This is a genomic window from Pseudoteredinibacter isoporae, from assembly GCF_011602085.1.
In the GTDB taxonomy this organism is placed as follows: domain Bacteria; phylum Pseudomonadota; class Gammaproteobacteria; order Pseudomonadales; family Cellvibrionaceae; genus Pseudoteredinibacter; species Pseudoteredinibacter isoporae.
The window spans coordinates 100,713-122,146 of sequence record NZ_JAAONY010000005.1 but is presented as its reverse complement, the minus strand read 5'-3'; the positions used below and the strand labels follow the sequence as shown (position 1 = coordinate 122,146).

The 21,434-nt window shown below is 48.1% G+C and carries 18 protein-coding genes; 10 read left to right on the top strand and 8 right to left on the bottom strand.

Translation table 11 applies throughout. The features are described from left to right. Positions 1-34: 34 nt before the first annotated feature. From G8768_RS20525 to G8768_RS20515, 3 genes are all read right to left on the bottom strand, one after another. Entirely contained in the window at positions 35-940 is a 906-nt protein-coding gene (locus G8768_RS20525; RefSeq protein ID WP_166843568.1) for a winged helix-turn-helix domain-containing protein, read from the bottom strand. 165 nt (positions 941-1,105) lie between these two features. Next, on the bottom strand, positions 1,106-1,882 hold the full coding sequence (gene bla / locus G8768_RS20520) for a subclass B1 metallo-beta-lactamase (RefSeq protein ID WP_166843567.1): 777 nt from the start codon (positions 1,880-1,882) through the stop codon (positions 1,106-1,108). 73 nt (positions 1,883-1,955) lie between these two features. Continuing rightward, the gene (locus tag G8768_RS20515; RefSeq protein ID WP_166843566.1) at positions 1,956-2,378 is read right to left on the bottom strand and encodes a MarR family winged helix-turn-helix transcriptional regulator; all 423 of its coding nucleotides are present in this window, start codon (positions 2,376-2,378) and stop codon (positions 1,956-1,958) included. 230 nt (positions 2,379-2,608) lie between these two features. On the opposite strand from G8768_RS20515, the gene G8768_RS20510 reads away from it, so the two are divergent. Continuing rightward, positions 2,609-2,860: a hypothetical protein gene (locus G8768_RS20510; protein WP_166843565.1), complete on the top strand. Its 252-nt coding sequence runs from the start codon at positions 2,609-2,611 to the stop codon at positions 2,858-2,860. A gap of 60 nt (positions 2,861-2,920) precedes the next feature. On the opposite strand, the gene G8768_RS20505 is transcribed toward G8768_RS20510, so the two are convergent. Continuing rightward, positions 2,921-3,241 carry a hypothetical protein gene (locus tag G8768_RS20505; RefSeq protein WP_166843564.1) on the bottom strand — a complete coding sequence of 107 codons (321 nt, stop codon included), beginning with the start codon at positions 3,239-3,241 and terminating at the stop codon, positions 2,921-2,923. Between the two features lie 11 nt (positions 3,242-3,252). After that, a complete protein-coding gene (locus G8768_RS20500; RefSeq protein WP_166843563.1) occupies positions 3,253-6,708 on the bottom strand; it encodes a pilus assembly protein in 3,456 nt (1,151 codons plus the stop codon). 504 nt (positions 6,709-7,212) lie between these two features. Here G8768_RS20500 and G8768_RS20495 point away from each other — a divergent pair. The 7 genes from G8768_RS20495 (at position 7,213) to G8768_RS20465 (ending at position 12,761) form a co-directional block, all read left to right on the top strand. Continuing rightward, positions 7,213-8,376: a serine hydrolase domain-containing protein gene (locus G8768_RS20495; RefSeq protein ID WP_166843562.1), complete on the top strand. Its 1,164-nt coding sequence runs from the start codon at positions 7,213-7,215 to the stop codon at positions 8,374-8,376. Positions 8,377-8,498: 122 nt separating this feature from the next. Then, entirely contained in the window at positions 8,499-8,705 is a 207-nt protein-coding gene (locus tag G8768_RS20490) for a ParD-like family protein (protein WP_166843561.1), read from the top strand. Next, positions 8,698-9,480 carry a type I methionyl aminopeptidase gene (map, locus tag G8768_RS20485; RefSeq protein ID WP_166843560.1) on the top strand — a complete coding sequence of 261 codons (783 nt, stop codon included), beginning with the start codon at positions 8,698-8,700 and terminating at the stop codon, positions 9,478-9,480. Before G8768_RS20490 ends, map begins: the two co-directional genes overlap by 8 nt. 14 nt (positions 9,481-9,494) lie before the next feature. Then, positions 9,495-10,103 carry a glutathione S-transferase family protein gene (locus tag G8768_RS20480; RefSeq protein WP_166843559.1) on the top strand — a complete coding sequence of 203 codons (609 nt, stop codon included), beginning with the start codon at positions 9,495-9,497 and terminating at the stop codon, positions 10,101-10,103. A gap of 16 nt (positions 10,104-10,119) precedes the next feature. Then, positions 10,120-11,160, top strand: coding sequence for an AraC family transcriptional regulator ligand-binding domain-containing protein (locus G8768_RS20475; RefSeq protein WP_166843558.1), 1,041 nt, complete (start codon positions 10,120-10,122; stop codon positions 11,158-11,160). Positions 11,161-11,248: 88 nt separating this feature from the next. Next, the gene (locus G8768_RS20470; RefSeq protein WP_166843557.1) at positions 11,249-11,899 is read left to right on the top strand and encodes a DsbA family protein; all 651 of its coding nucleotides are present in this window, start codon (positions 11,249-11,251) and stop codon (positions 11,897-11,899) included. 67 nt (positions 11,900-11,966) lie between these two features. Beyond that, positions 11,967-12,761: an SDR family oxidoreductase gene (locus G8768_RS20465; protein WP_166843556.1), complete on the top strand. Its 795-nt coding sequence runs from the start codon at positions 11,967-11,969 to the stop codon at positions 12,759-12,761. Between the two features lie 102 nt (positions 12,762-12,863). On the opposite strand, the gene G8768_RS20460 is transcribed toward G8768_RS20465, so the two are convergent. The 3 genes from G8768_RS20460 to G8768_RS20450 all read right to left on the bottom strand — a co-directional run bounded on the left by G8768_RS20460 (position 12,864) and on the right by G8768_RS20450 (position 15,854). Further along, a complete protein-coding gene (locus G8768_RS20460; protein WP_166843555.1) occupies positions 12,864-14,186 on the bottom strand; it encodes a methyl-accepting chemotaxis protein in 1,323 nt (440 codons plus the stop codon). Positions 14,187-14,514: 328 nt separating this feature from the next. Then, entirely contained in the window at positions 14,515-14,775 is a 261-nt protein-coding gene (locus G8768_RS20455) for a hypothetical protein (protein WP_166843554.1), read from the bottom strand. Between the two features lie 365 nt (positions 14,776-15,140). After that, entirely contained in the window at positions 15,141-15,854 is a 714-nt protein-coding gene (locus G8768_RS20450; protein WP_166843553.1) for a TorF family putative porin, read from the bottom strand. A gap of 373 nt (positions 15,855-16,227) precedes the next feature. Here G8768_RS20450 and G8768_RS20445 point away from each other — a divergent pair, with 373 nt between their 5' ends. Next, positions 16,228-18,612 carry a methyl-accepting chemotaxis protein gene (locus tag G8768_RS20445; RefSeq protein ID WP_166843552.1) on the top strand — a complete coding sequence of 795 codons (2,385 nt, stop codon included), beginning with the start codon at positions 16,228-16,230 and terminating at the stop codon, positions 18,610-18,612. A 279-nt stretch (positions 18,613-18,891) separates the two neighbouring features. Next, a complete protein-coding gene (gene amt, locus G8768_RS21305) occupies positions 18,892-21,420 on the top strand; it encodes an ammonium transporter (protein WP_166843551.1) in 2,529 nt (842 codons plus the stop codon). The last annotated feature ends 14 nt before the right edge of the window (positions 21,421-21,434 follow it).

Here is a 21,434-nt window from a genome sequence, read left to right as displayed (position 1 = left end):
GGGGGTGAACGGTCTTATGAAGGATTATGAAGAGTTATGACGGCTTGGCCAGGGCCTTTAAATGGGACCAAATCGGGTGTTTGGGGTTGTCTTTATGTTGTTTACCCAGGTTCAGTTTTCCCGAGGCAATCAGTTTAAGCATTCCGTTGAGATGCGATTGCAGAACCTCCTCAGCATTCAAACCGGGCGTCAACTCAAGGCTATCCGCCCTGAGTATCGTCGCGGTTCTGGGCTCAACTATGCTCAAATTAACGAGCACTTTCTCATTCTTGTTGATCAACTCAAAGTAACTTATTAAGGCGATTCGGCTTCTTCTTGCCTGAACAGGTACAAGCACCCCCTCCTGTCGATCGGACAGTACCAGGTGGATGTTACTGTCCGCATTTTCATTGAGTAACATTTTCTGCCAGTTCGCGTATATAGAAGCAGCCGCTTTAGGCATGTCGGTTTGTTTGATGTTTGTCCAGAGAGCGACTCGGTTGTTGGTGTATGTCGTACTTGAACTGGTTTTGTAAATAAACACAGTTGCGACCAGAAGGAATGCAAGTGTGACAGCCAATAAAGCAACGTTCTTATGCACCCGAGAGATCTCGAAACCGCTTCTTTCTTCTTCAGGGGCGCTCGCTTGCTGCTCGTTTTGTAAACCGCCCCCGATAATCAGGCGATAACCCTCACCCCGAACCGATTGCACCACCAAGCCATCAATACCCGCCTCAGCAAGTGACTTCCTCAAAACAAACACTCTCTGCTTTAGAGTCTCATTACTCACCGTACTGTTCTCCCAAACTTGTGAGATCAGCGTGTTTACGGAAAGCGTTTCCTGATTTGCATCGGCAAGGGCTTTAAGCAATCTAAAACTTAATGGATTGAGAGTAAGAACATGGCCATCATATTTCACCGTATGGTTAAGATGATTAAAATCCGGAATTCCAACTGACATGCTCTTAAAACTCGCAAACTGATACATTACTGAACGATGGATGGCGTCAAGTTTAACGATTCCAGGATTCACCTTTCAAGGCGTGATGGTGTTATTGGATTTATCAGATCACAATGGGGCCGCCCAATACAACAATGTAAAGCGCGGCCCAACCTTTAGCGAGCACTATTTTGTCTCGGTTATCTTCTGGTTGTGTTTGTGAGCCAAGTCGATCGTGTGTGACAGTAGTTTCCGGCTACCGGGGGCGCCGTGCGTTGGGATCACCTGTTTGGCGTCCGGAAAATTATCAGCCACCGTTTCGACCGTATTCGCCCAGGCAAGAACATCACCATCGCGTGTATTTCCCAAACTTATGGAGTTGCCCGGACGAATCAGGCAGCCACCATAGATAATTTTCTCCGCCGGCAGGTAAACCACAATATTATCGTGTGTGTGGCCGGCTCCGGGGTACAGCACCACGAACGGAGACAGATCTTCGCTAAGGTTTTGTGCGTTGAACGCCAGTTCAAATTTCGCTGGTTCCAAGTCATGTGACGGCGCCAGCTTATTGCTCAAGGCGCTGGCCCAGGTTTGAACATTGTGTTTATGAAGGGCTGCTACGCCGCCCATTTTGTCCGAATGGGCATGGGTAAACACGGCATGCGTGATATCGCGTTTCAGCTTATTTTGCGTCCACTCCAATATGAATTCAGTTTGTTCGTTATCCCAGGCTGTATCGACCAACGTAACACGTTCCTCGCCGAGAACAATAAGCCCGTTTGCAGGCACTCGCCCCCATTTTCCAACCGTTTTGTAACTGGTGTGCATCCATACACGGTCTGAAAGACGGGTAAATTCGATGTCCTTGTATACAGCATCCGACTTGGCGCTTGCAGCATGACCGAAGTTGGCCACCAGTAGGCAACTTACCAGAAAAAATCCATATCGCACCGTGCTCATCATAACGCCAGCCCCCTATCCTCGCAGAAAACGTGTTTTTCAAGCGAGGAGAACCCCGCATTCAGGAATCTAAGACCTAGATAGCGCCCAATAGATCCAAAAATCGATCCGCTTTTTTAGCATCCAGATTTCTGAGAAGCGTTTCTGCTTTGGCGTCCAGTGTGACACTGGCGTTTTTCAGCAGCTCTTCGCCAGCCGGCGTAATCTTGACCAGACTGACTCGCGCATCTCGCTTATTCAGCTCTTTTTTAACCAGGCCTATTTTCTCCATGGGCATCAACATTCGGGTAATACCCGACGCGGTTCTGGCCAAGGCTTCTGCAATATCCACTCGCCTGAGAGACTGATTGGGCGCCTCTGCAAGATTAAGCAACACCATGTATTCACTCAGACCAATACCATGCACCGCCCCCAGACTACTGTCCAAGTGCTTGGAGATTATGGCCGTATTCAACCAAAGGCTTTTAGCGATGGCCCCGTATTTAGATTCCTCACTCATTGATAAGTACCGTCCATTTACTTGATTAGTGAAGTATATGTGAATATTAATTCTTGTCAAACAGGATGCCTGCCCTTCAACTCAAACGGTTGCTTTTTACCGACCAGGTGAAGCATTGGCCGTGTATAATCACCCGGGCAAAACGGCACTGGCCTTCTTTCACTCAGCGTGGAGGAACGCCCATTGCCTTAACGAGCGCTTTTAAAGAATCCGGTTTTAAGGAATCCTGCATGAAATATATCGAGGTCAATGTGAAAACGGCCCTGATTGTTCACGGTTTTGACGAGGACAATCAAGAGATCATCGAAAAAGTCAACGACGAGAATTACATGAAAAAGCTGGTATCGATTGAGCGCATCCAGTCGATCAGCAATCAGTATCTACTGGTGTCATCCTCGCACGGTCGCATCATTTATTGGGAATACGAAGAGGATTACGCCGAGATCAAGGCCAAGCTGGAAAGCCAGGGCATGATTGTTTAAAGGCGCTCAAGCGAAAAGCAGGCATCGAGTATCATTCAGACAAGTGATACTCGCCGCCGCTCAGTCGAGCAGCTTTAACCAATCAACATAAAACGTATTCGAACTTTTCTCATAGCGCGCAAAAAACTCTACGTTTTGCCCTGTCTTCAATGCAAAACGATTTGAACTTTTCCCCCGTACATCCGATACCTTGAAGTTTAATGGCATGGTAAGGCGGCGATCATCGATAACCAGCTGTTTTTTATCGTGGTGTACATAATCAATGGTTCCACGTAATACACCTACAAGCTGAACGGAGCCATGTTCATCGTAGCTTTGCGCCAATACGGAAACCATTGAAACTATCAACATCAGCGAGCAGAAGAGTGTTAATATTCGCATTGCATACTCCTTTACTTTGATTTAATCCATGAAGTCACTCGGGAAGGACTGCCGGAACCTTTCAAAGTAATGAATTGAACATTACCTTCCTGATCCGCATAGGCCACCTTGCTGCCACCATTAACATCACTAATAAGGGATAAGGCGCCCGGCATATTACTGAGTTTAATGCCCGCAAGATGTTCAGATCCGATATGAGCTTTGGTGAAGATTTCGAACGGTGGCTCACCTCCGGTAAACAAATCAACCGCCATCAGGAATCCACCCGGGTTCCCTTCACAGCTTGCCGCATCGGGAATGATGCTGCCGAAAACCGCCACAGAACTGCCAACCACGAACGAATTAATAATACGCTCCCGGTCCGCTGGCAAATCAATGTACCAACCTGCCTCTGATAAGACGTCATCGTAGTCTACAGCGTTGTTACTGATGATCCGCGTATCCGCCACCTCACTAATAATTTGGGTCTGCAGGTTTCCGCGCGTCAGGCCGCCGCTGCCCGAATCCCAGATTCCATATGCAGATTGCGGAGCATCAATTCCTTGATCGCCATTGGCAATAAATTGTCCGGTGCCAAAATACACCAGCAGACTCGGCACATACCTCCTGGACAATCTAAAGCGATGCGACTTCACAACCGGCATACTGGTAATGGGCTGACGATTCGCTACCTTTCCGTTCGATTCACAGGGAGACTGGTAGCATGCGGTGAACAAGGGTTGATTCCGTCCACCATCTTGATGCGCAACTCGCCACTCTCTGGGGTTATTGTCGCTAAGGTCGAATGACCACATATTACCGTGGAGGTCTCCAGCATAAACCCGATCGGCAATATAATCATTGTCCATGTCCAACACCAACGGTGTCGATAAGCCATTACAGTCACTGTCTATATCCTGACAGTTTCTCATGGCGATAAGATCAGCATCGCCATTGTTTTTGGTTTCCAAAATACGGTATGAAGGGCTCTGATTATCAAGGTACACAATAAACAATTTTGCATGTCCATCACTGTTTGAACCGCCGTTGTAACCGTTCCCCATAACCACAGCCCAGCGTCCATCGTTCAATCGCACCACCACAGGCTCGCTGAACGTGAAGCCCAGGTCTTTGTGGGTGAATTCCTTAACAACGCTGTTGGCGGCATTGCCTTCATTGACCGTATCGGGATTACTGACATCCAACACATAAATCCCCCGACCACCACCTCGCAACGCCCCGACCAGATACGACCTCCAGGCACCATTGACATATACATCACGAACGGCAACTGGGCCATCTACATAGGGAATGTGGGAATAATTTTCTGAAGAGAGATAGTGCAAACCAAAAGCTGCGCTCTCATTGAACAGTAGGGCGGGCACATAGGCAAAACGCTCTTCGCCGGTTTCAGCATCAAAACCATGCAACATTCCATCATTCGCGCCAACGTAAACCATCTTGCGCCGATCCTGCCAGGATTTTGCAAAGGTAATGTAAGAACGAGCACTGTCGTTACCCTCTATCTTATCGGGATAATTGGAATTCGGGCCAGCGACAAACACGGGTGAGGAATGTGCAATATCCCCCAAACGCTCCCCCACACGATTGCGAAACTCTTTGTTAAAATTTCTGGCAATAGCCGAGCTGTCCGCTTCTCCAGATTCATAACTGTGATCGCCCCTAAGAAAGTCCACCAGCCGCTTGCCATATGTGCTGTTATCCCGAATCTGGCCTGAATCTACAGCCGAGGCATGAGGGGCATCAAAGAGCAAGTCTTCAATCTGAGCAGCCGATAATTCATTGTTTGCGCTCGGTGATACATAGTCGTTTGGGAAACGGAATGGTACCCCTCTGGTTCCGTTGAAAGTCAGGATCTGACGATCATTCGGGGATACCGATTTAAGTTTTTCAGCCGCAGACCATTCATCCGTCAGCTTAAAGCCGCCGTCATGGTCCCGCTCGAGCTTCTGTCGGATTAAATCACCTGCCCAGGCTTTTTCAGGGGAGAAAACCGCTTTAAACACTGCAGAATCAGCGCTGATAGAAGAACGATTCAAAGCAATGCCTGAAGACGAGCCCACCTTTGTTTTGATGGAATTGATGGCATCGGAAAGACGCTCGATCAGTTCCTGAGGGTTTTTTGCGCTTAAAAACTCACCCCGCGAATTATAGGCAGCATGCAACATATCATCGATGGTCGTCGATTGGTCTCTCACTGGTAACGGCCAGGCACCATCAAGCGGGGGTTCTTCCAGAGTGCCATTAACCCCAAATGCGACGGTATAGCTGACCAAGTGCTGAGCCCTGTTCAATCTGGGATCAGGTGTAAGACCGGGATCCGGTTCGGTACCGACCAAATCGGGCAAGCTCGGTGCCAAATCTTCTTCGTAATAATGCATAGCCACATCGGCCAACGTATTGGAATGATGATCGCCGTAACGCCCACCATCAAAGTGTGTGTTATTGTCACCGTCCGCATTCCCCACGTTTGGGTCTCGGCCATTCCAGAAGCCATCACTCATGACAACAGAAAAGTTTTGTTGGCAGGCGCCGTTTTCAGCCGACGATAAAATGGGAGATGGTTCAGAGGTATTTCCAAACAAGCGGTTAGGCGTAGATTGGTTTTGGTGAAAGTATCGGCCAACACGCTCCAGACTTCGACGAAGTGGAGTGCCACCTCCGGGATTAATTTCAAACAGGCTTTGCATCAAAGCATTTTTATTGTTGCGATTTTCATCATTGATTGGCGTGCTCAGGTCATCAATATTTCTCACCGGGATTCCGACCGACCTGTTGTTGTGCAAAGTTGCCAATCCCATACGGGCATCGCCCTCAATAATAATCTGAGACAATGCACGCTTGGCGACATAGTCCCGTGTTCGGTAATAGGTATACCAGTTTGCGAAATCGATCTGCTGCTCAGGCGAAAGGCTTCTGGCCCGAATCTGCCTGCCGGTTTTGCATTCACCTGGATCATAGCGGCCGTTTCCCTTGCCATCGGCTTCGGGGGCATCTACCCACTCATGGAAGTACATTTCGCTGATGTCAACTTGGTTGTCCGGGCTGCCATATGGGTTGTCCAGTGCTGTCGTCAACGTGCGATTAGCAAACTCATTCCCCCGCGAATCAACACCACGCCAGGGAGTATAAGCCAAACGCTTTTCAAGGGTATCGTTTGCCGGGTCCGCCAGCTTTTTACGATAAAGATTGGCGTTGTACCACATTGCGTTTGTAGCTGCGCAGCGGAAAAAAGCCTGAGTATTGGTGTTGTAAACCTCTGAGTTGGTGATTAGAAAGTCCCAGCCCATACTTCCTGAATCGTCCACCAGAAACATAATGTTCGACTGAGGTGTCTTGCCAACAAACAATGGCTGATTCGCTATCTGGCCGGGGGCCGACATCGCACTAAGCGAGCTGAAAAGTGCAGAAAACGAAACGGTTACAACCTGAAGGTAAATCTTGGTGGATAACTGATCACGTTCCATGATGATCTACGTCCAGTTGGATTTCACAAAGTCGAAGACGGACTGGCGACGAACTGGAAGCCGAAAGAAACACCCACATTTTGAAATTTGAAACCCAGAACTCAACATACCATATTCCTCTGACGACTCAGGAAAAACCCGCTTTAAACACTGCATCCATAAATGGAATTTACAAATAGGTTAAGCAAGGGAGGCTATCGTTCTCAAGGTAAAAACCGAAACAACATTGAAAAAACATACGAAGATATGAGTTAACAATAAGACGCTGAAATATTTCTCTTCAAGAACAAACTATAGTGTGACTAAAAAACATCGAATAATTACTTTACCTTGAAGAAGGTAGCTTTACAGTGGACAAAAACCGTCAGGGCAGCGGGCTCATCAACCAGTCTGTAACAATTGAGAAACCATATTCGTCTAAGGAAAGTCTTGCTCCAACGACAGGCAGTACTGGGAACACAGCCGCTGAAACCTATCAACCAATATAAGTTCAAGGTAAGCACAATGAAAATACATACAGCGATCCTGCTCGCACTTAGCGCTTCATGGAATTCAGCAAAAGCAGACATTCACACCAAGAATACAAATGAAGAACACACAATGAATATGATGACGCAGGTTGTGAAGGATTATCACTTGCCATCATTCTCCGTGGCGATTGGCATTGGGGATAACGTCGTTTTTGCGGAGGCAGTTGGGTATGCAGACATTGAGAACAATCGGTTTGCAAACATCGAAACGCAATACTCAGTAGGCAGCTTGGCAAAGCCGATGACGGGCCTGGCACTCGCCAAACTTGTCGACAGTGGCAAAGTCCACCTAGATGACAAAGTGAGCAAATACCTCAGCAATCCAGCTTACACAAATTTGTTTACGGTAAAGGAGCTGGCAAGTCATATTGCCGGCGTTCCACATGATACGAAGGAAAGAGACGTTGCTGAATTTGATGCGCCTCGGAATCACGAAAGTCCTTTCGATGCTTTCCATGTTTTTGAGTCGCATCCACTTCTGTTTGCACCGGGCACAGATTATAAGTATTCCTCCAATGGCTACATTCTTCTGTCAGCCGTCATCCAACAATCAGCCGGTATGAGCTACGTCGAATACCTAAAGGAATCGCTGTGGTCTCCCTTTAACATGAGTCATACAGAACACGATACGTCTTTAGCGGGAAAAGAACATGAAGCCAGCTACTACGCTGAACGGCGAAACGATGGAACATACACCCGCGCAACAGCTCAGAGGGATCGAAGCTTTCTATTCGGCGGAGGCGGCTTTCTCTCCACGCCGTCTGATCTGGTTAAGATGGCACAGGCCAGTTACGACAACAATTACCTCGCCAACACAAGCCGAAAAGCACTCTTTGAACCAGCCAAACTGAGAAGCGGAGAGGCAAACCCCGGAAAATATTCTCTGGGCTGGAGAGTAGGCAAGATAAAACTGGACGAGGCCAATAAAGGCAGCTGGACAGCCCTTCATCATGGCGGTGTTACCGATAAGGCTTCAACGGCCTACCTGTTGGTGATTCCGGAATGCCAGGCATCCATTGCTTTTGCGAGCAATTATGTTCCTGATAAATTCTGGAAGATACGTGGCATTGCGGGTCGAGCACTAAAGAAATATATACCAGCAGGCTCCTGCTCAAAGTTAACCAAGCCTTCGAGCTAGCCATTGGATTTGCAGGTCACACCCGCAAACAAGGCGGTATTGCTGACTGATGACTTTTCTTTGAAGCATTCAAGGTATATGATATGTAGCACATTGCTATAAATCATACTCAAGGCTATTCTATGGGCATTGTCAAAATTTCAGACGAGCTGCACGAAGAAGTTCGAAAGAACAGCGCAGTCATGGAACGCTCCATTAATTCACAGGCTGAATTCTGGATCAAAATCGGGCGCTTAGCCGAACAGAACCCCACGCTGACCTTTGAGCAAATTATTGAACGCGAGAAGCAGCTGCAAAACGTCACGACCATCAGGCTGGCCAATGAATAATATCCAGATCAAATCCACCGAAGACATCGAATTGATGCGGGAATCCGGGCGCTTGCTGGCTCAGGTTTTCTCCGCACTGGATGCCTATATACACCGTGGTTTGTCGACAATGGAGATTAACGATTTTGTAGAGCGCTACATTGTTCATACGCTTCATGCCCGCCCGGCCAGCAAAGGCCAATACGGTTATCAATATGTACTCAATTCCTCAGTCAATGAAGTGGTTTGCCACGGTGTCCCCTCTCCGGCTAAAAAGCTTCGGGAAGGTGATATCGTGAACATTGATATCACCCTGGAGAAAAACGGCTTTGTCTCTGACAGCAGCAAAATGTACTGTATTGGCCAAGTATTCCCGGCTGCCAGACAGCTGGTTGATGTGACTTACGAATCGATGTGGAAAGGTATTCTCGCGGTAAAACCCAATGCCACGACCGGTGATATTGGCCATGCCATTCAGACACATGCCGAAAAGCATGGTTATAGTGTCGTGCGCGAATACTGCGGCCATGGCATTGGCCGCGAAATGCATGAAGAGCCACAAATTCTGCATTATGGTATACCGGGCACTGGCATTACGCTGCAAGAGGGCATGACCTTTACTATCGAGCCGATGATCAATCAGGGTACGCATCGCACCAAGGAAAAACGGGACGGCTGGACCGTCGTCACTAAAGATAAAAAGTTATCGGCCCAATGGGAGCACACCATTCTGGTCAGCTCAACCGGGTTTGAGGTATTAACTCTCAGGCCTGAAGAACATATCCCAAAGCCTTAACCGGAGAAGTTTGAATGCAGTTAGTCGTCGGTACGGATTCCACCTGGTCGCTCAGAGCCTGGATATGCAGCCAGATTGCAAACCTTGATATTGATCTCACCGTGATCGATTTGACTCGGGATAATTACAAAGCGGAAATCTGTAAACGTTCAAAAGCGGGTCAGGTTCCTTTTTTGCTGGATGAAGATATCGTCATCCATGATTCACTGGCAATCGCTGAGTATTTCAATGAGATTTCCGACGGTGCCGTGTTTCCCGTATCAAGCTCTGAACGCGCCCTGGCTCGAAGCTTGTGTGCCGAACTCCACTCCGGATTTATGCAACTTCGTTCGCGCTGCCCATTTACACTGAAAGCGACAGAGCCCTTGCAACAATTCGACAACGGTATTCAAACAGAGATCGATCGGCTTGCGTCGATATTTGAATCAGCAAATGGGCCGTTTATGTTTTCCAGAGCCAGCGCAGTGGATGCATTTTATTCCATTCTCGCTTTCAGGTTGCAAAGCTATGGCATCAAACTCGATGGCAAGGCGGGAGAATACCAACAGAACCTTTTGAACTGGGATTTGCTCAACGCCGCCATCCATCAGGCACAGCGTTGGAACCAGAGCACGAATACTTAAAACGCGGAATAAACTTGTGAGCCAGCGCAGCTTTACATCCAAAGACGCCGCCTTGACGATTAATTATATCGGCTTTGTCTTCCGCACTCTGGTGGCCGAAGGTTACGCGGCAGAAGCGCTTTTAAAAAATACAGCACTGAGTGAAGACGACTTATTAAACCCGGACTTTCGCTGCACTTTCGAGCAACATAAAACCTTTGTACTGAACGCCATTAATCTAACGGGCGATCCACACCTCGGCCCACGCATGGCGGCGCGCTTTAACCCTTTGAACATCGGCCTGCCCGCGTCTGCGGCCCTGAGCAGCGATGTTTTTTCAACGGCACTCGATGTGCTTCGACAGTTTGTTTCCCTGAACTTTTCCATCTTGTCCTTTGATTATGAGCAGGAAGGCGAAGAGCTCGTGATTCGCTGGCAACCTGCGGTAGATGTTAGTGATATCGAATATTTTGTGGTGGGCAGCAGCATCGTTGTGACAGAAAACTTCTGGAAATTGCTGCTCGGTGAAGAACAGATAACACTTTTTGCGGAACTGGCCCTGCCTGAACCGGAAGGCTGGGCGGAGTTTGCACCCTCACTGAATTTCCCGATACGTTTCGATGCGCCTTTCAGTCGGGTCGTCATGCCAGCTCATTATCTTCAAAGGCCTCTGAGCGGAACCGATCCGGTATTGCATCAAAATATGCTTCGTCTGTGTGAAAAGCAGCGCGCTGAAAGGTTTTTTGAGGAAGGGCTGGATGCCCGGCTACGCAATTTAATCGTAAAACACCGCTATCAAAACCTTCCGATTGAGCAAGCCGCCGAAGCCTTGGGCTTGTCTGAACGCAGCCTGCGTCGACAACTCAGTCAAGCTGACAGCAGCTACAAGAAGATTGTCGATGAATTGCGCCAATCCCGAGCTCGAGAACTGCTTGCGGTCTCAGGGTTGCCGGTGAGTACAATTGCCTACGACCTGGGTTTTAGCGACCCATCCAACTTTGCTCGCACGTTTAAACGCTGGGCCGGCATGTCACCACTGGAATACCGCGAGCAGCTTGCGGGCAATCGCCAAAACTGACCTGTAAATGGCCGCCAATGATCGGCCAAACACCGTTAACTGCGTTAAGATTGTCTCCTGATCACAATCAATAATAAGGAGATCTATCGTGTCTGCCGTTGTCGATGTCTTTTTTTCCTTTCGCAGTCCCTATTCTTATCTGGTCACACCTGATCTACTGAAGCTCCGGGATGATTACCATGTCGAGGTTAAGCTGCGTCCAGTACTTCCCATCGCGCTCCGCGCCAAAGAAGCCGTGTTTGACGATCCTCAGGGGCAAAAGAAGGTCAGCTACATCCTCACCGATGCCTTTCGCCGAGCTGACTATTTGGGCATGAAAATCACCTGGCCCTCACCCGACCCCATCGTACAAGATCTCAGTACCTTCGAGGTTGCCGAAGAGCAACCCTACATTTATCGATTGAGTGCGCTAGGCGTAGCCGCTGAGCGACTCGGCAAGGGTATTGATCTGGCCTATGTCATTTCCCACTTGATCTTTGGTGGCACTGAGGGTTGGGATAAAGGCGACCATATGAAAAAGGCCTTGGCGTCGGTCGATATCGATCTGGACACACTGGAAGCAAATCTGGACCTTGAGGAATGCCTGAAGGAAGTGGAACACAATCAAACCCTGCTGGACGAATCCGGGCACTGGGGAGTACCCACAATGGCATTCAATGGAGAACCGTTTTTTGGCCAGGATCGTATCGACACCTTGCGCTGGCGATTGGATCAACATGGCTTAAATAAAAACCCATAAAAGGTTAATGCCTAATTAGCAGCCAAGACCAAAAGCTCAAAACAATAAGCACCGTAAGGAGCAAGCGATGGATCTTCAAATCAAAGGTAAAAAAGCACTGATGGCCGGCGGCAGTGCGGGCATGGGGCGCGCAACCGCAGAACGCTTGGCTGAAGCCGGGGTAGAACTGTATATCAGCGCTCGCCGGGAAGCGCGATTAAAACAAGCCGCCCAGGAAATCTCTGAACGTTACCATATTGCCGTTACACCGATCGTGGCTGACTCTTCCACAGAAAGCGGGCGCGAGGCCCTGTTTGCAGCCTGCCCGGATCCGGATATTCTTGGCATTACCATCAAGCCGCCGGCACCCAATGGAGACTTCCTGAAAGTAACACCGGAAATGTGGCGAGATTCCATTGAAACCACCTTGCTCGGCCCGATCGAAATCATGCGTCACTATATTCCTGTCATGAAGGATAAGGGCTGGGGGCGTATTGTGAACATTGCGACCTTTTCCGCCAAGAATCCCATGATTTGGAGATTAATGTCCGGCCCGGCTCGCTCCGCCTTAATTAATTACACGGCGAGTGTTTCCAGGGAAGTGGCGCGTTTCGGGGTAAACATCAATAATCTGCTGCCCGGCATGTTTCAAACAGAAGGGATGAGTGAAAGTCTGGAACCCTACGCCGATGCTTTCGGTTTGGAACCCAATGAAGAAGTCGTGTTCACACACTTTTTGGAAAACAATAAAATCCCGGCAGGCTTTCTGGCCGAAGCCGATGACCTCGCGCCCATGGCGGCATTATTGTGCAGCCCTTTATCCCGTTTTATCGTCGGACAAAACATTGTGATTGACGGCGGACAGCATCATTCATTGTTCTAGGAAGCGTTTTGAAGAGGAATACTGTCGAGCAAATGCTTTTAATGTATTGCTTTGACAGTATCTCTTTAGGCCCAAGCCAAGCCTAAAGAGATTCTTTGCTGATTAACCCACCGACTTTGAGTAGGAATCAATAGCACTCACCACCTCGCTGGAAGCGGATTCAATTTTTGCAATTACCTCACCCGTTTCATTGGCAAGCTCCACCCCACGCATCGCCTGCTCCAGAGTCGTCGCCATGCTATTGGATGCAGAAGAGGTATCTTCCTGAATTGAGTGAATCATGCTGGAAATTTCTGATGTGGATTGCGACGTTCTCGCCGCCAGCTGGCGAACTTCATCAGCCACCACTGCAAAACCACGGCCTTGATCACCTGCACGGGCGGCCTCGATAGCGGCGTTCAGTGCCAGCAAATTAGTCTGGTCGGCAATTTCCTGAATCGTGCTGATGATGGAGTTAATCTGGGTCGACTGCGCGTTCAGGCTTTCAATGTGTTCGGATGATTCTTTCACCGAATCCGCGATATTGGTCATTTCCTTGGCGGCGTTGCCAATCACTTCTCCACCCTGCTGTGCAATGGAATACGTTTCTCCGGAAATTTTGCGCGCGATAACCGCGCTCTCTTCGGTTCGCTGGGATTGTTCGGTCTGCTGAGTAATATCCGAAGCAAATTTCACCACCCGGAATAAACGCCCTTTCATGTCGTAAACCGGGTTATAGGATGCTTCCAGCCAAAGTGTTCGGCCGGAAGAATCAATCCGCTTAAATTGTCCCGCAGCAAACTCGCCGGTGTTCAATTTTTCCCAGAAACGAACGTACTCTTCGCTATTGGCCAGTTCGGGCTCACAGAACATGCGGTGGTGCTGTCCCACAATCTGATCCTTGCTATAGCCCACCGCTTGCAAGAAGTTATTATTGCAGTCAATGATGGTGCCATCGGGTTCAAATTCGATGATTGCCGAAGAACGGCTGAGCGCATCAACTTTCGCGCGAACATTTTGCTCGTCGAGAACCCGGCTGGTGATATCCGCGGCAAACTTAACAACCTTTTCCACCTGGCCTCCCGCGCCGCGAATTGGGTTATAGGTCGCCTCCAACCAGATCACCTCACCGTTTTTATTAACTCGATCGAATTGCCCTGAAACTACCTGACCGGAACGCAAGGTATTCCAAAACTGCTTATATTCCTCTGAGCGGGCGTATTCGGGGGCACAAAAAATCTCATGATGCTTGCCCTGAATTTCTTTAAAAGAATAACCCGTCGTGGACAAAAAGTTCTCATTGGCTTTTAGTATATGGCCGCCGGTATCAAACTCGATAACCGCCATTGAATGATCCAGAGCGCTCAAAATAGCCTGACATGCACCCAATTCCGTCTTTAACGCATTATTTTCATTTTCTAATTCTGAAGATCCAAACCATGACATGGCGATATACCCTGTTAGCCAAATGATATTGACTTAACTATCGTCTAAATTTGCAAAGACTTTAGACCCAGCAAATAAAGTTTGTGCATTTTTTGCTCTGCGACACAGTGGGCTGGAACATTATGTTAAAAACCAGCTAAACCCTTTGCGGGCTGCGGCATAACGTGGACTTATGGCTGGCATTCCCGAGAAGAAAAGTACAAAAAAAGGCCGCAATATTGCGGCCAAGGGTCTTAGGGTGTTCGGTGCGTAAACCAACAAACTTTAGCGGTAACTAACATTGTGCTGAGACTACTATGTGCCAGGCAATGAAAGTTACCCATATAGATTATTGATTTGAAAAAAGGTTCAGCTGATGATCGCCTTCACCGAGGTCTTCCATTTCGTTGGATTCTGTCAGCAATTGATAGGCTCTTCTCGGGGTAAGATAAACCCCATCACTCGTTGGCCCTCTCAGGCATTCGCCGCTGAGCAACCAACAACGCTGCTGAGTATTGTGTGATTCCGCTTGGTCGGCCGTGGAAACTTCTCTCACGCCATAAACCACTTCACCTGTGGTCACATCCATAAATACCGCATGAAATTCCATGTCCTGCACTCCTTTGCGAGGCCGTTCAGCTAGACTACCAAGCTATATCAGGAATCTTAAATATTAGTTAGAAATATCAGCCGTCAATTTATAAGCCTTGGTTATTTTTAAATGCCCGATCAAGCGTATATTTCCAGGAAAATATTACCGAGCAAACATCATTGCTGATTTTTATTGTAAGCATTACAGCTAAAGTTATTCATTCAGCGAAAGTTTTATGACACTTTTATGTCAACAATGCACGGAGCCATGTAAAACAGCAGCAAAGGAAAGGGGAACAATGCAAGGATCAAGATCAGAGTTCAGCTGCGAAGAAAACAATCGGAACCCTGATAGACGTTTAGGCAGATATTCAAGATAAGCGACTATAGATCTTTCGCCATGGAAAGGATAAAAGAGCCGTCACACCAGCTATCGCTTCCACCACACTCAGTTTGATTAAGATCGGTATCGTAATAACCTAAACTGAAATTGATTCCCGAAAACGACTTGTTCAACGTGATATTGTAATCCGTATAAGAGTCGGCATTGCCTCCCAGAAAGACCGCCTCACCCGGTTTGGCGTTCGAGCGGCGGCGATCAAAATCGCTAAAGCCATAATGCAATGCCAGTGAAAAACCTTCAGCGATTTCAAACTCATAGTCACCATAGACATAGAACGCCTCACCGGTTTCATTGTAATAATCGTCACTGTAGTTCCCACCCAGAGTAAACCCCTCAATAGAAAAGCTTGCATACACTTCCGCGAAGTCATCATTACCGGTCGTACCGGGATAGTCGTAGTACAGATACCCGACATCAAAACTCACAGACTCGGATACATGGCCACTGAAACCGGCATAGATGTCCAACTCCAGGCTGTTGGCAAAATCCACATTTGAACCCCAGGTACCCACATAGAATCCGGAGTCAAATGCCACATCAAAGCCACCCTGTATCGCCGGACTGGTATCGGTTTGGGAAATCCCCCGGAACTTGTAATCACTGAGCAAGGCAATGTTCGCACTGCTTTCAGCTGAGATTGCCTGACCGCTATAAAAAATAAGCACAGTAATAAGTGAGATTGATCGAATATCCATATTCTTTCTCCAATTCCTGAATACAAAAAACACTAACCATTTTCAAAAGTGATGTGTTTACGCCCACAATGAACACTTTGAAACCATGCACAAGCTATAGCACAGCGATTCCGTTATGCCAGCCGCGGTCATTCAGCATGACGCCCTAAACATCGTAAACAACAAAAAGCACAAGAAGATACGAAACAGCATGTCGCCTTAAACCCCTGAATTCGATGAGTGAAACGCCAAATAAATAAATTTTGTCGTCACGTTCTTTTTCCACATAAAAATCAGGGAAAAATCCGCCGAACGGATAAACTTTCCATTATTTGAGCCGAAAAACTGAGCAAAGGGATAAGGACTGCCCGGCTCACAGAAAAGGAATTTGACCATGAAAGTAAGATCCAGAGTTTCTATTTTCGCCCTGACTCTATCTTTACTCCCCCTGCTAATCGTCACCCTGGTGTTGGGCTGGTTCTCATACAGCTCGGCGAAAGACGCTCTGGAAAAAGAAATAGAAAACAATTTAATTTCGCGGCGGGATGCCAAGAAGTCCGAGCTGGAAGCCTACTTCCAAACCGTGAATGACCAGCTACTGAGTCAGGCTCAGAGCACGATGTTAATTGAGGCCGCAAAAGGTTTTCGAAACGAGTTTCTCTCGGAGACATTCCAACAGGCTTCACTTTCCAATCTCTCTAGTTTCTCCAATCTTTCTGAATTTTCCGAAACGGCCATTGCAGGTATTCCCGAGTCGGTCAAACAGTCCCTGGACCAGTATTACTACAATGATTTCATTGAGCGTTACAAAGAAAAAAATGTGAATAAGGAAACCGACATCAATGCCATTGTCGGTAACTTGAGCAACCGCGCCAAATGGTTTCAGTACTACTACATCAGTAACAACGAAGAATCCTTGGGTGAAAAAGACAATATGCTCAGCTCTCCGCTCGGCTCTGGCTATGACCAAACGCATGAGAAGTATCACCCGCCCATTCAGGGTTTTTTAAAACGATTCGGATTTTACGACATCTTTATCGTTGATCCCGATAGCGGGCATATTGTTTATTCGGTATTCAAGGAGCTGGACTATGGGACCAGCCTGAAATCCGGTCCCTATCGTAATTCCGGTCTGGCTCAGGCTTTCAAACAAGCCTTGGAGTTGGGGACAAACCGAGAAGTGACGACCGTTGATTTTCGTTCCTATCTACCAAGCTACAACGACAACGCCGCTTTTGCTGCAACACCCATTGTGGAAAACGGAGAGCGTGTGGGCATTCTGGTTTATCAACTTGCCTTGGATAAAATCAATCAGCTGATGACCTTGAAACAGGAATGGCAAGACCACGGCTACGGTAAAACCGGGGAAGTGTACCTGGTCGGCAGTGATTTAAATATGCGCTCCGACAGCCGTTTGTTTGTCGAACGCCCTGAAGATTTTCGGCGCTGGGGAACCCGGAGTAACTTCGGCGCGGAAGCTACCAACACCATCATGGCCAAGGGAACGACCATTGGTTTGCTGCCCGTTTCCACCCAAGCCTCATTAGCATCACGAGAAGGCCAAACCGGTGTTGCACGCTACCGCAATTACACTGGTGAACCCGTTCTCGGTGCCTATGCGCCGCTGTCTATCAATGGATTGTCCTGGGCTATTGTTGCCGAAGTGTATGAATCGGAAGCTTTTTCGGGTGTTGGCGAAATTGCCAGCTTAATTAAACTGTACGGCGGCATAACCTTTTTAGCCGTTATGTTTATCGCAACCGGGGCCGGCCTCTGGTTTGCCCGGGGCATTGCTCGCCCGATTGCGGAACTGAGCGAAACTGTCCGTGCAATTTCTTCACAGAATGATTTAACACTTCACGTCCATGAAATGGGCGGAGAAGAAGTTCGTCAAGCCGCAAAAAGCGTAAATGATCTTATCGAGAGGTTGAGGCAAAACTTTTCGGAGATCAATACTTCCTCATTGAAGCTTGCACAAACCGCCGACAACATGATGGGGCTCATGAAAACCAGCCTGGAAGTGACCGACACCCAAAATGCGGAATGCAGCAAAGTCGCCCAGTCGACAGAACAAATGGAAGTCGCTGCCAATGAAGTGGCCAGAAATGCTGGAGAAACCGCAACGCAGACCCAGGAGGCGAACAAGCTTTCCAATACCTTGGGCGATCTGGTTGAACGAACCGCCAGCTCCACAGAGACCGTCGCTGAAGAAATTGAAAGTGCCAGTGATGCCCTTGAAACTCTCGCCGAAAAAAGCAACGACATCGGCTCCGTACTTGATGTGATTCAGAGCATTGCTGAGCAAACCAATCTGCTCGCGCTCAATGCCGCCATTGAAGCCGCTCGCGCCGGTGACCAGGGGAGAGGTTTTGCGGTAGTCGCAGATGAAGTTCGTGTTTTGGCCCAGCGCACTCAGGATGCCACTGGAGAAATCTCCACCATGATTGAATCGCTGCAGTCCAACTCGAGTACCGCAGTAAAAGCTATGAGACTCGGACATACCACCGTGAAAAACAATGTAGAGATTGCAGAAGAATCTCGCCATTCGCTTTCTGAAACGGTTGCTGTCATCCAGAAAATAGCCTTTATGAATGAACAGGTTGCCACCGCTGCCGAGGAGCAAACCAATATCATTCAAGGCATTACCGAAAGCACCCATGACCTGAATCGCCTCACCGAGAGCAGCAGCGACAAAAGCAGCGAGTTAAGCAATATCAGTTCCCAGCTGCATGATCTCGCGGGCAACTTGAAAACCATGGTTTCGGCGTACAAGGTTTAATGGCTCAAGGGTTGGTTACGTGTCGCGTTGATCCACTTAACGCAGATTATTAACGCGACAGATGCCATTACAAATGGAGACTGTCGTCTCGTGCAATCCGTCTGAAAAGCTTAAGAAATCGACAATGATCAAAGCATTACAGGTAAATTGAATTGCCGGGATTAATAGTCTATAGATTAAGCAACAAACCAGATTGCTAAACTTGTTCCGTAGAGTTATCAGAAACCTGAGTTAGCGAGGATTATTATTTTATATCTATCCGCCTAAAAGGAGTTTCGCGTGATAACAGATGCCTCATGGGTGTTAACGTGTGCAGCCCTCGTATTTCTAATGCAGGCCGGTTTTCTGTGCTTGGAATCAGGTCTCACTCGAAACCGGAATTCGATCAATGTCGCGATGAAAAACATCGCGGATATTTCACTCGCAATTATTCTCTACTGGCTTGTCGGCTATTCGCTTATGTACGGCCCATCCATTGGCGGCATGGTGGGCAGTCTGGCAGCTCCCCTGGAACACACATCAGGTGAAATCAGTTTCTTTATATTCCAGGCCATGTTTTGCGGAACGGCGGTCACCATTTTGTCGGGCGCCATTGCCGAACGCGTTAAATTCCCGGTTTATATTGTGATCACAATCGTTATTGTGTGCTTTATCTACCCCATTGTGGGCCACTGGGTTTGGAACGAAGAAGGCTGGATACGCCAGACCGGATTCGATGATTTCGCAGGGTCTACCGTCGTACACAGCATTGGAGGATGGTGCGCACTCTCCATGCTGTTTATTATCGGAGCGCGCAAGAACCGATTTGATCATAAAGGTAATTTATCTCCGGTTTACCACAGTAACCTGCCCCAGGCGATGCTGGGCGTTTTGATTCTGTGGTTTGGTTGGCTGGGTTTTAATGGTGGCAGCACCCTAGCCTTCAATGACAGCGTTCCACTTATTCTGCTAAACACCATGCTGGCCGGGGGTGCCGGTTTGGTTGCCAGCCTGTTTATCGAACGCCTGGTGTTGAATCACTATACCCCTCGCTCCGCCATTAATGGCGTGCTTTCCGGACTGGTGGCGATTACTGCTTCCTGTAACGTGATCGATCCTGTGTCAGCCGTTATTATTGCGGCGATTTCGGCCTGCATTACCTTCGGCCTGGAAATGCTGTTGATACGATTCCGTATCGACGATGCCGTTTCAGCCATTCCGGTTCACCTTGGCGGAGGCGTCTGGGGCACACTCGCGCTGCCAATCTTCACCTTTGAACCTTCCGAAGGTACCAGTCTGATCACAGCAGTATTCACACAGTTCAGTGGCATTGTTTCTGTGGGTCTTTTCTGCATGACCGTCACCTATGTGGTCTTTCGTTTGATCAATTCAGTGTACCCATTGCGGGTAGACGGCCATAGCGAAGAAATCGGGCTCAATATTTCCGAGCACTCCCAGGGCAATGAGGTATACGATCTGATTAAGGTCATGGAAGAACAGGGAAAACGCAATGACTTGAGTATTCGTGCCTCGGTCAATGAATTTTCGGATACCGGTTTAATTGCGCGTTACTACAATCAAACCATGGACGTACTTGAGGACACCAATCAGGAACTGGAATTCAACAAACTGAAATACGAAGCCATTTCCCAAAATTCGCCGATTGGCATTATCAGTGTCGATCCCAGCGGATGCTGCCTGTTTGCCAACATTGCCATCAATGAAACCATGGGACTGGATGCCGAGTTGCTGACCGGCCTGAACGCCAGCAACTACTCCGGTGAAGACCCTTCTCTTCTGGTTTTGAAAGAGTGGATTCGCCTTCTGCTTGGAAATAAAGAAGCTACAGGTGAGTATGAATTTAAAAATCGGCATGGGGATATCAAATCCGTTTACCTGCAAGTAGGGCTGGAACTTACGCCTGACGAGCAAATAAAGGGTTACATTCTCACCATCAATGACATAACCGAACGCCTGCAACTGGAACGACAGCTGAAACAAGCGCAAAAAATGGAATCCGTGGGGCACATGGCAGCGGGCCTGGCGCATGAAATAAATTCACCGCTTCAGTTCATCAGCTCGAATGTCGACTTTATTAAAAGTTCTTTTTCCAATTTAATTGCCATGCAAAAAGTGTATACCGATTTGCTGTGCAAAATTGATTCACACGCGAACCTGCCAGAAAGTAATGACGATCTGGATTTCATTATGGAAGAAGTGCCCAATGCAATCGATCAAACCCTGGAAGGGGTCGACCGGGTGTCCAATATTATCCGATTCATGAAAGAGCTTGAGCAACCCAGTGGGCGAGAGTTTGCCAGCCAGAATCTGAACAGAACCATAGAGAACTCCGTCGTCGTTACTCGAAACGAATGGAAAGCCAGTGCCGACTTAAAATTGGAATTGGACAAATCTCTGCCAGAAACCCCTTGCATCGAATCCGAAATCAGCCAGGTACTGATGATTCTGATCGTCAACGCCTGCCAGGCGATTCAGGAATCCAGCCCCAATAGCAAGGGCACCATCAAAATCAGCAGTCGCTTTGACGAGGACAACGTAACCATTTGTGTGATGGATAATGGTCCTGGTATCCCAAATACAATTATCGACAAGATCTTTGATCCATTTTTCACAACGAAACCCGTAGGCATGGGCACCGGCCAGGGTCTGTCCGTTGCCTATAAAATCATTAATAACCAACATGGCGGGAAAATTGCTGTGAAGAGCAAGGAGCGAGTTGGCACACAATTCCGAATCACCCTTCCCCGAAAAAGAGAAAATTCCGAATCAGTGAACTTCAATCATGGAGAGTCAGTGACAGCCTCATAAATATGAAATCTGAA

Bases quoted from the DNA above. Each gene is read 5' to 3' on its own strand.
- G8768_RS20445 (WP_166843552.1), top strand. From the start codon at position 16,228: ATGAAAGTAAGATCCAGAGTTTCTATTTTCGCCCTGACTCTATCTTTA.
- G8768_RS20510 (WP_166843565.1), top strand. From the start codon at position 2,609: ATGAAATATATCGAGGTCAATGTGAAAACGGCCCTGATTGTTCACGGT.
- G8768_RS20480 (WP_166843559.1), top strand. From the start codon at position 9,495: ATGCAGTTAGTCGTCGGTACGGATTCCACCTGGTCGCTCAGAGCCTGG.
- G8768_RS20490 (WP_166843561.1), top strand. From the start codon at position 8,499: ATGGGCATTGTCAAAATTTCAGACGAGCTGCACGAAGAAGTTCGAAAG.
- G8768_RS20460 (WP_166843555.1), bottom strand. From the start codon at position 14,186: ATGTCATGGTTTGGATCTTCAGAATTAGAAAATGAAAATAATGCGTTA.
- bla (WP_166843567.1), bottom strand. From the start codon at position 1,882: ATGATGAGCACGGTGCGATATGGATTTTTTCTGGTAAGTTGCCTACTG.
- G8768_RS20495 (WP_166843562.1), top strand. From the start codon at position 7,213: ATGAAAATACATACAGCGATCCTGCTCGCACTTAGCGCTTCATGGAAT.
- G8768_RS20525 (WP_166843568.1), bottom strand. From the start codon at position 940: ATGTCAGTTGGAATTCCGGATTTTAATCATCTTAACCATACGGTGAAA.
- G8768_RS20505 (WP_166843564.1), bottom strand. From the start codon at position 3,241: ATGCGAATATTAACACTCTTCTGCTCGCTGATGTTGATAGTTTCAATG.
- G8768_RS20455 (WP_166843554.1), bottom strand. From the start codon at position 14,775: ATGGAATTTCATGCGGTATTTATGGATGTGACCACAGGTGAAGTGGTT.
- G8768_RS20465 (WP_166843556.1), top strand. From the start codon at position 11,967: ATGGATCTTCAAATCAAAGGTAAAAAAGCACTGATGGCCGGCGGCAGT.
- G8768_RS20500 (WP_166843563.1), bottom strand. From the start codon at position 6,708: ATGGAACGTGATCAGTTATCCACCAAGATTTACCTTCAGGTTGTAACC.
- G8768_RS20450 (WP_166843553.1), bottom strand. From the start codon at position 15,854: ATGGATATTCGATCAATCTCACTTATTACTGTGCTTATTTTTTATAGC.
- map (WP_166843560.1), top strand. From the start codon at position 8,698: ATGAATAATATCCAGATCAAATCCACCGAAGACATCGAATTGATGCGG.
- G8768_RS20515 (WP_166843566.1), bottom strand. From the start codon at position 2,378: ATGAGTGAGGAATCTAAATACGGGGCCATCGCTAAAAGCCTTTGGTTG.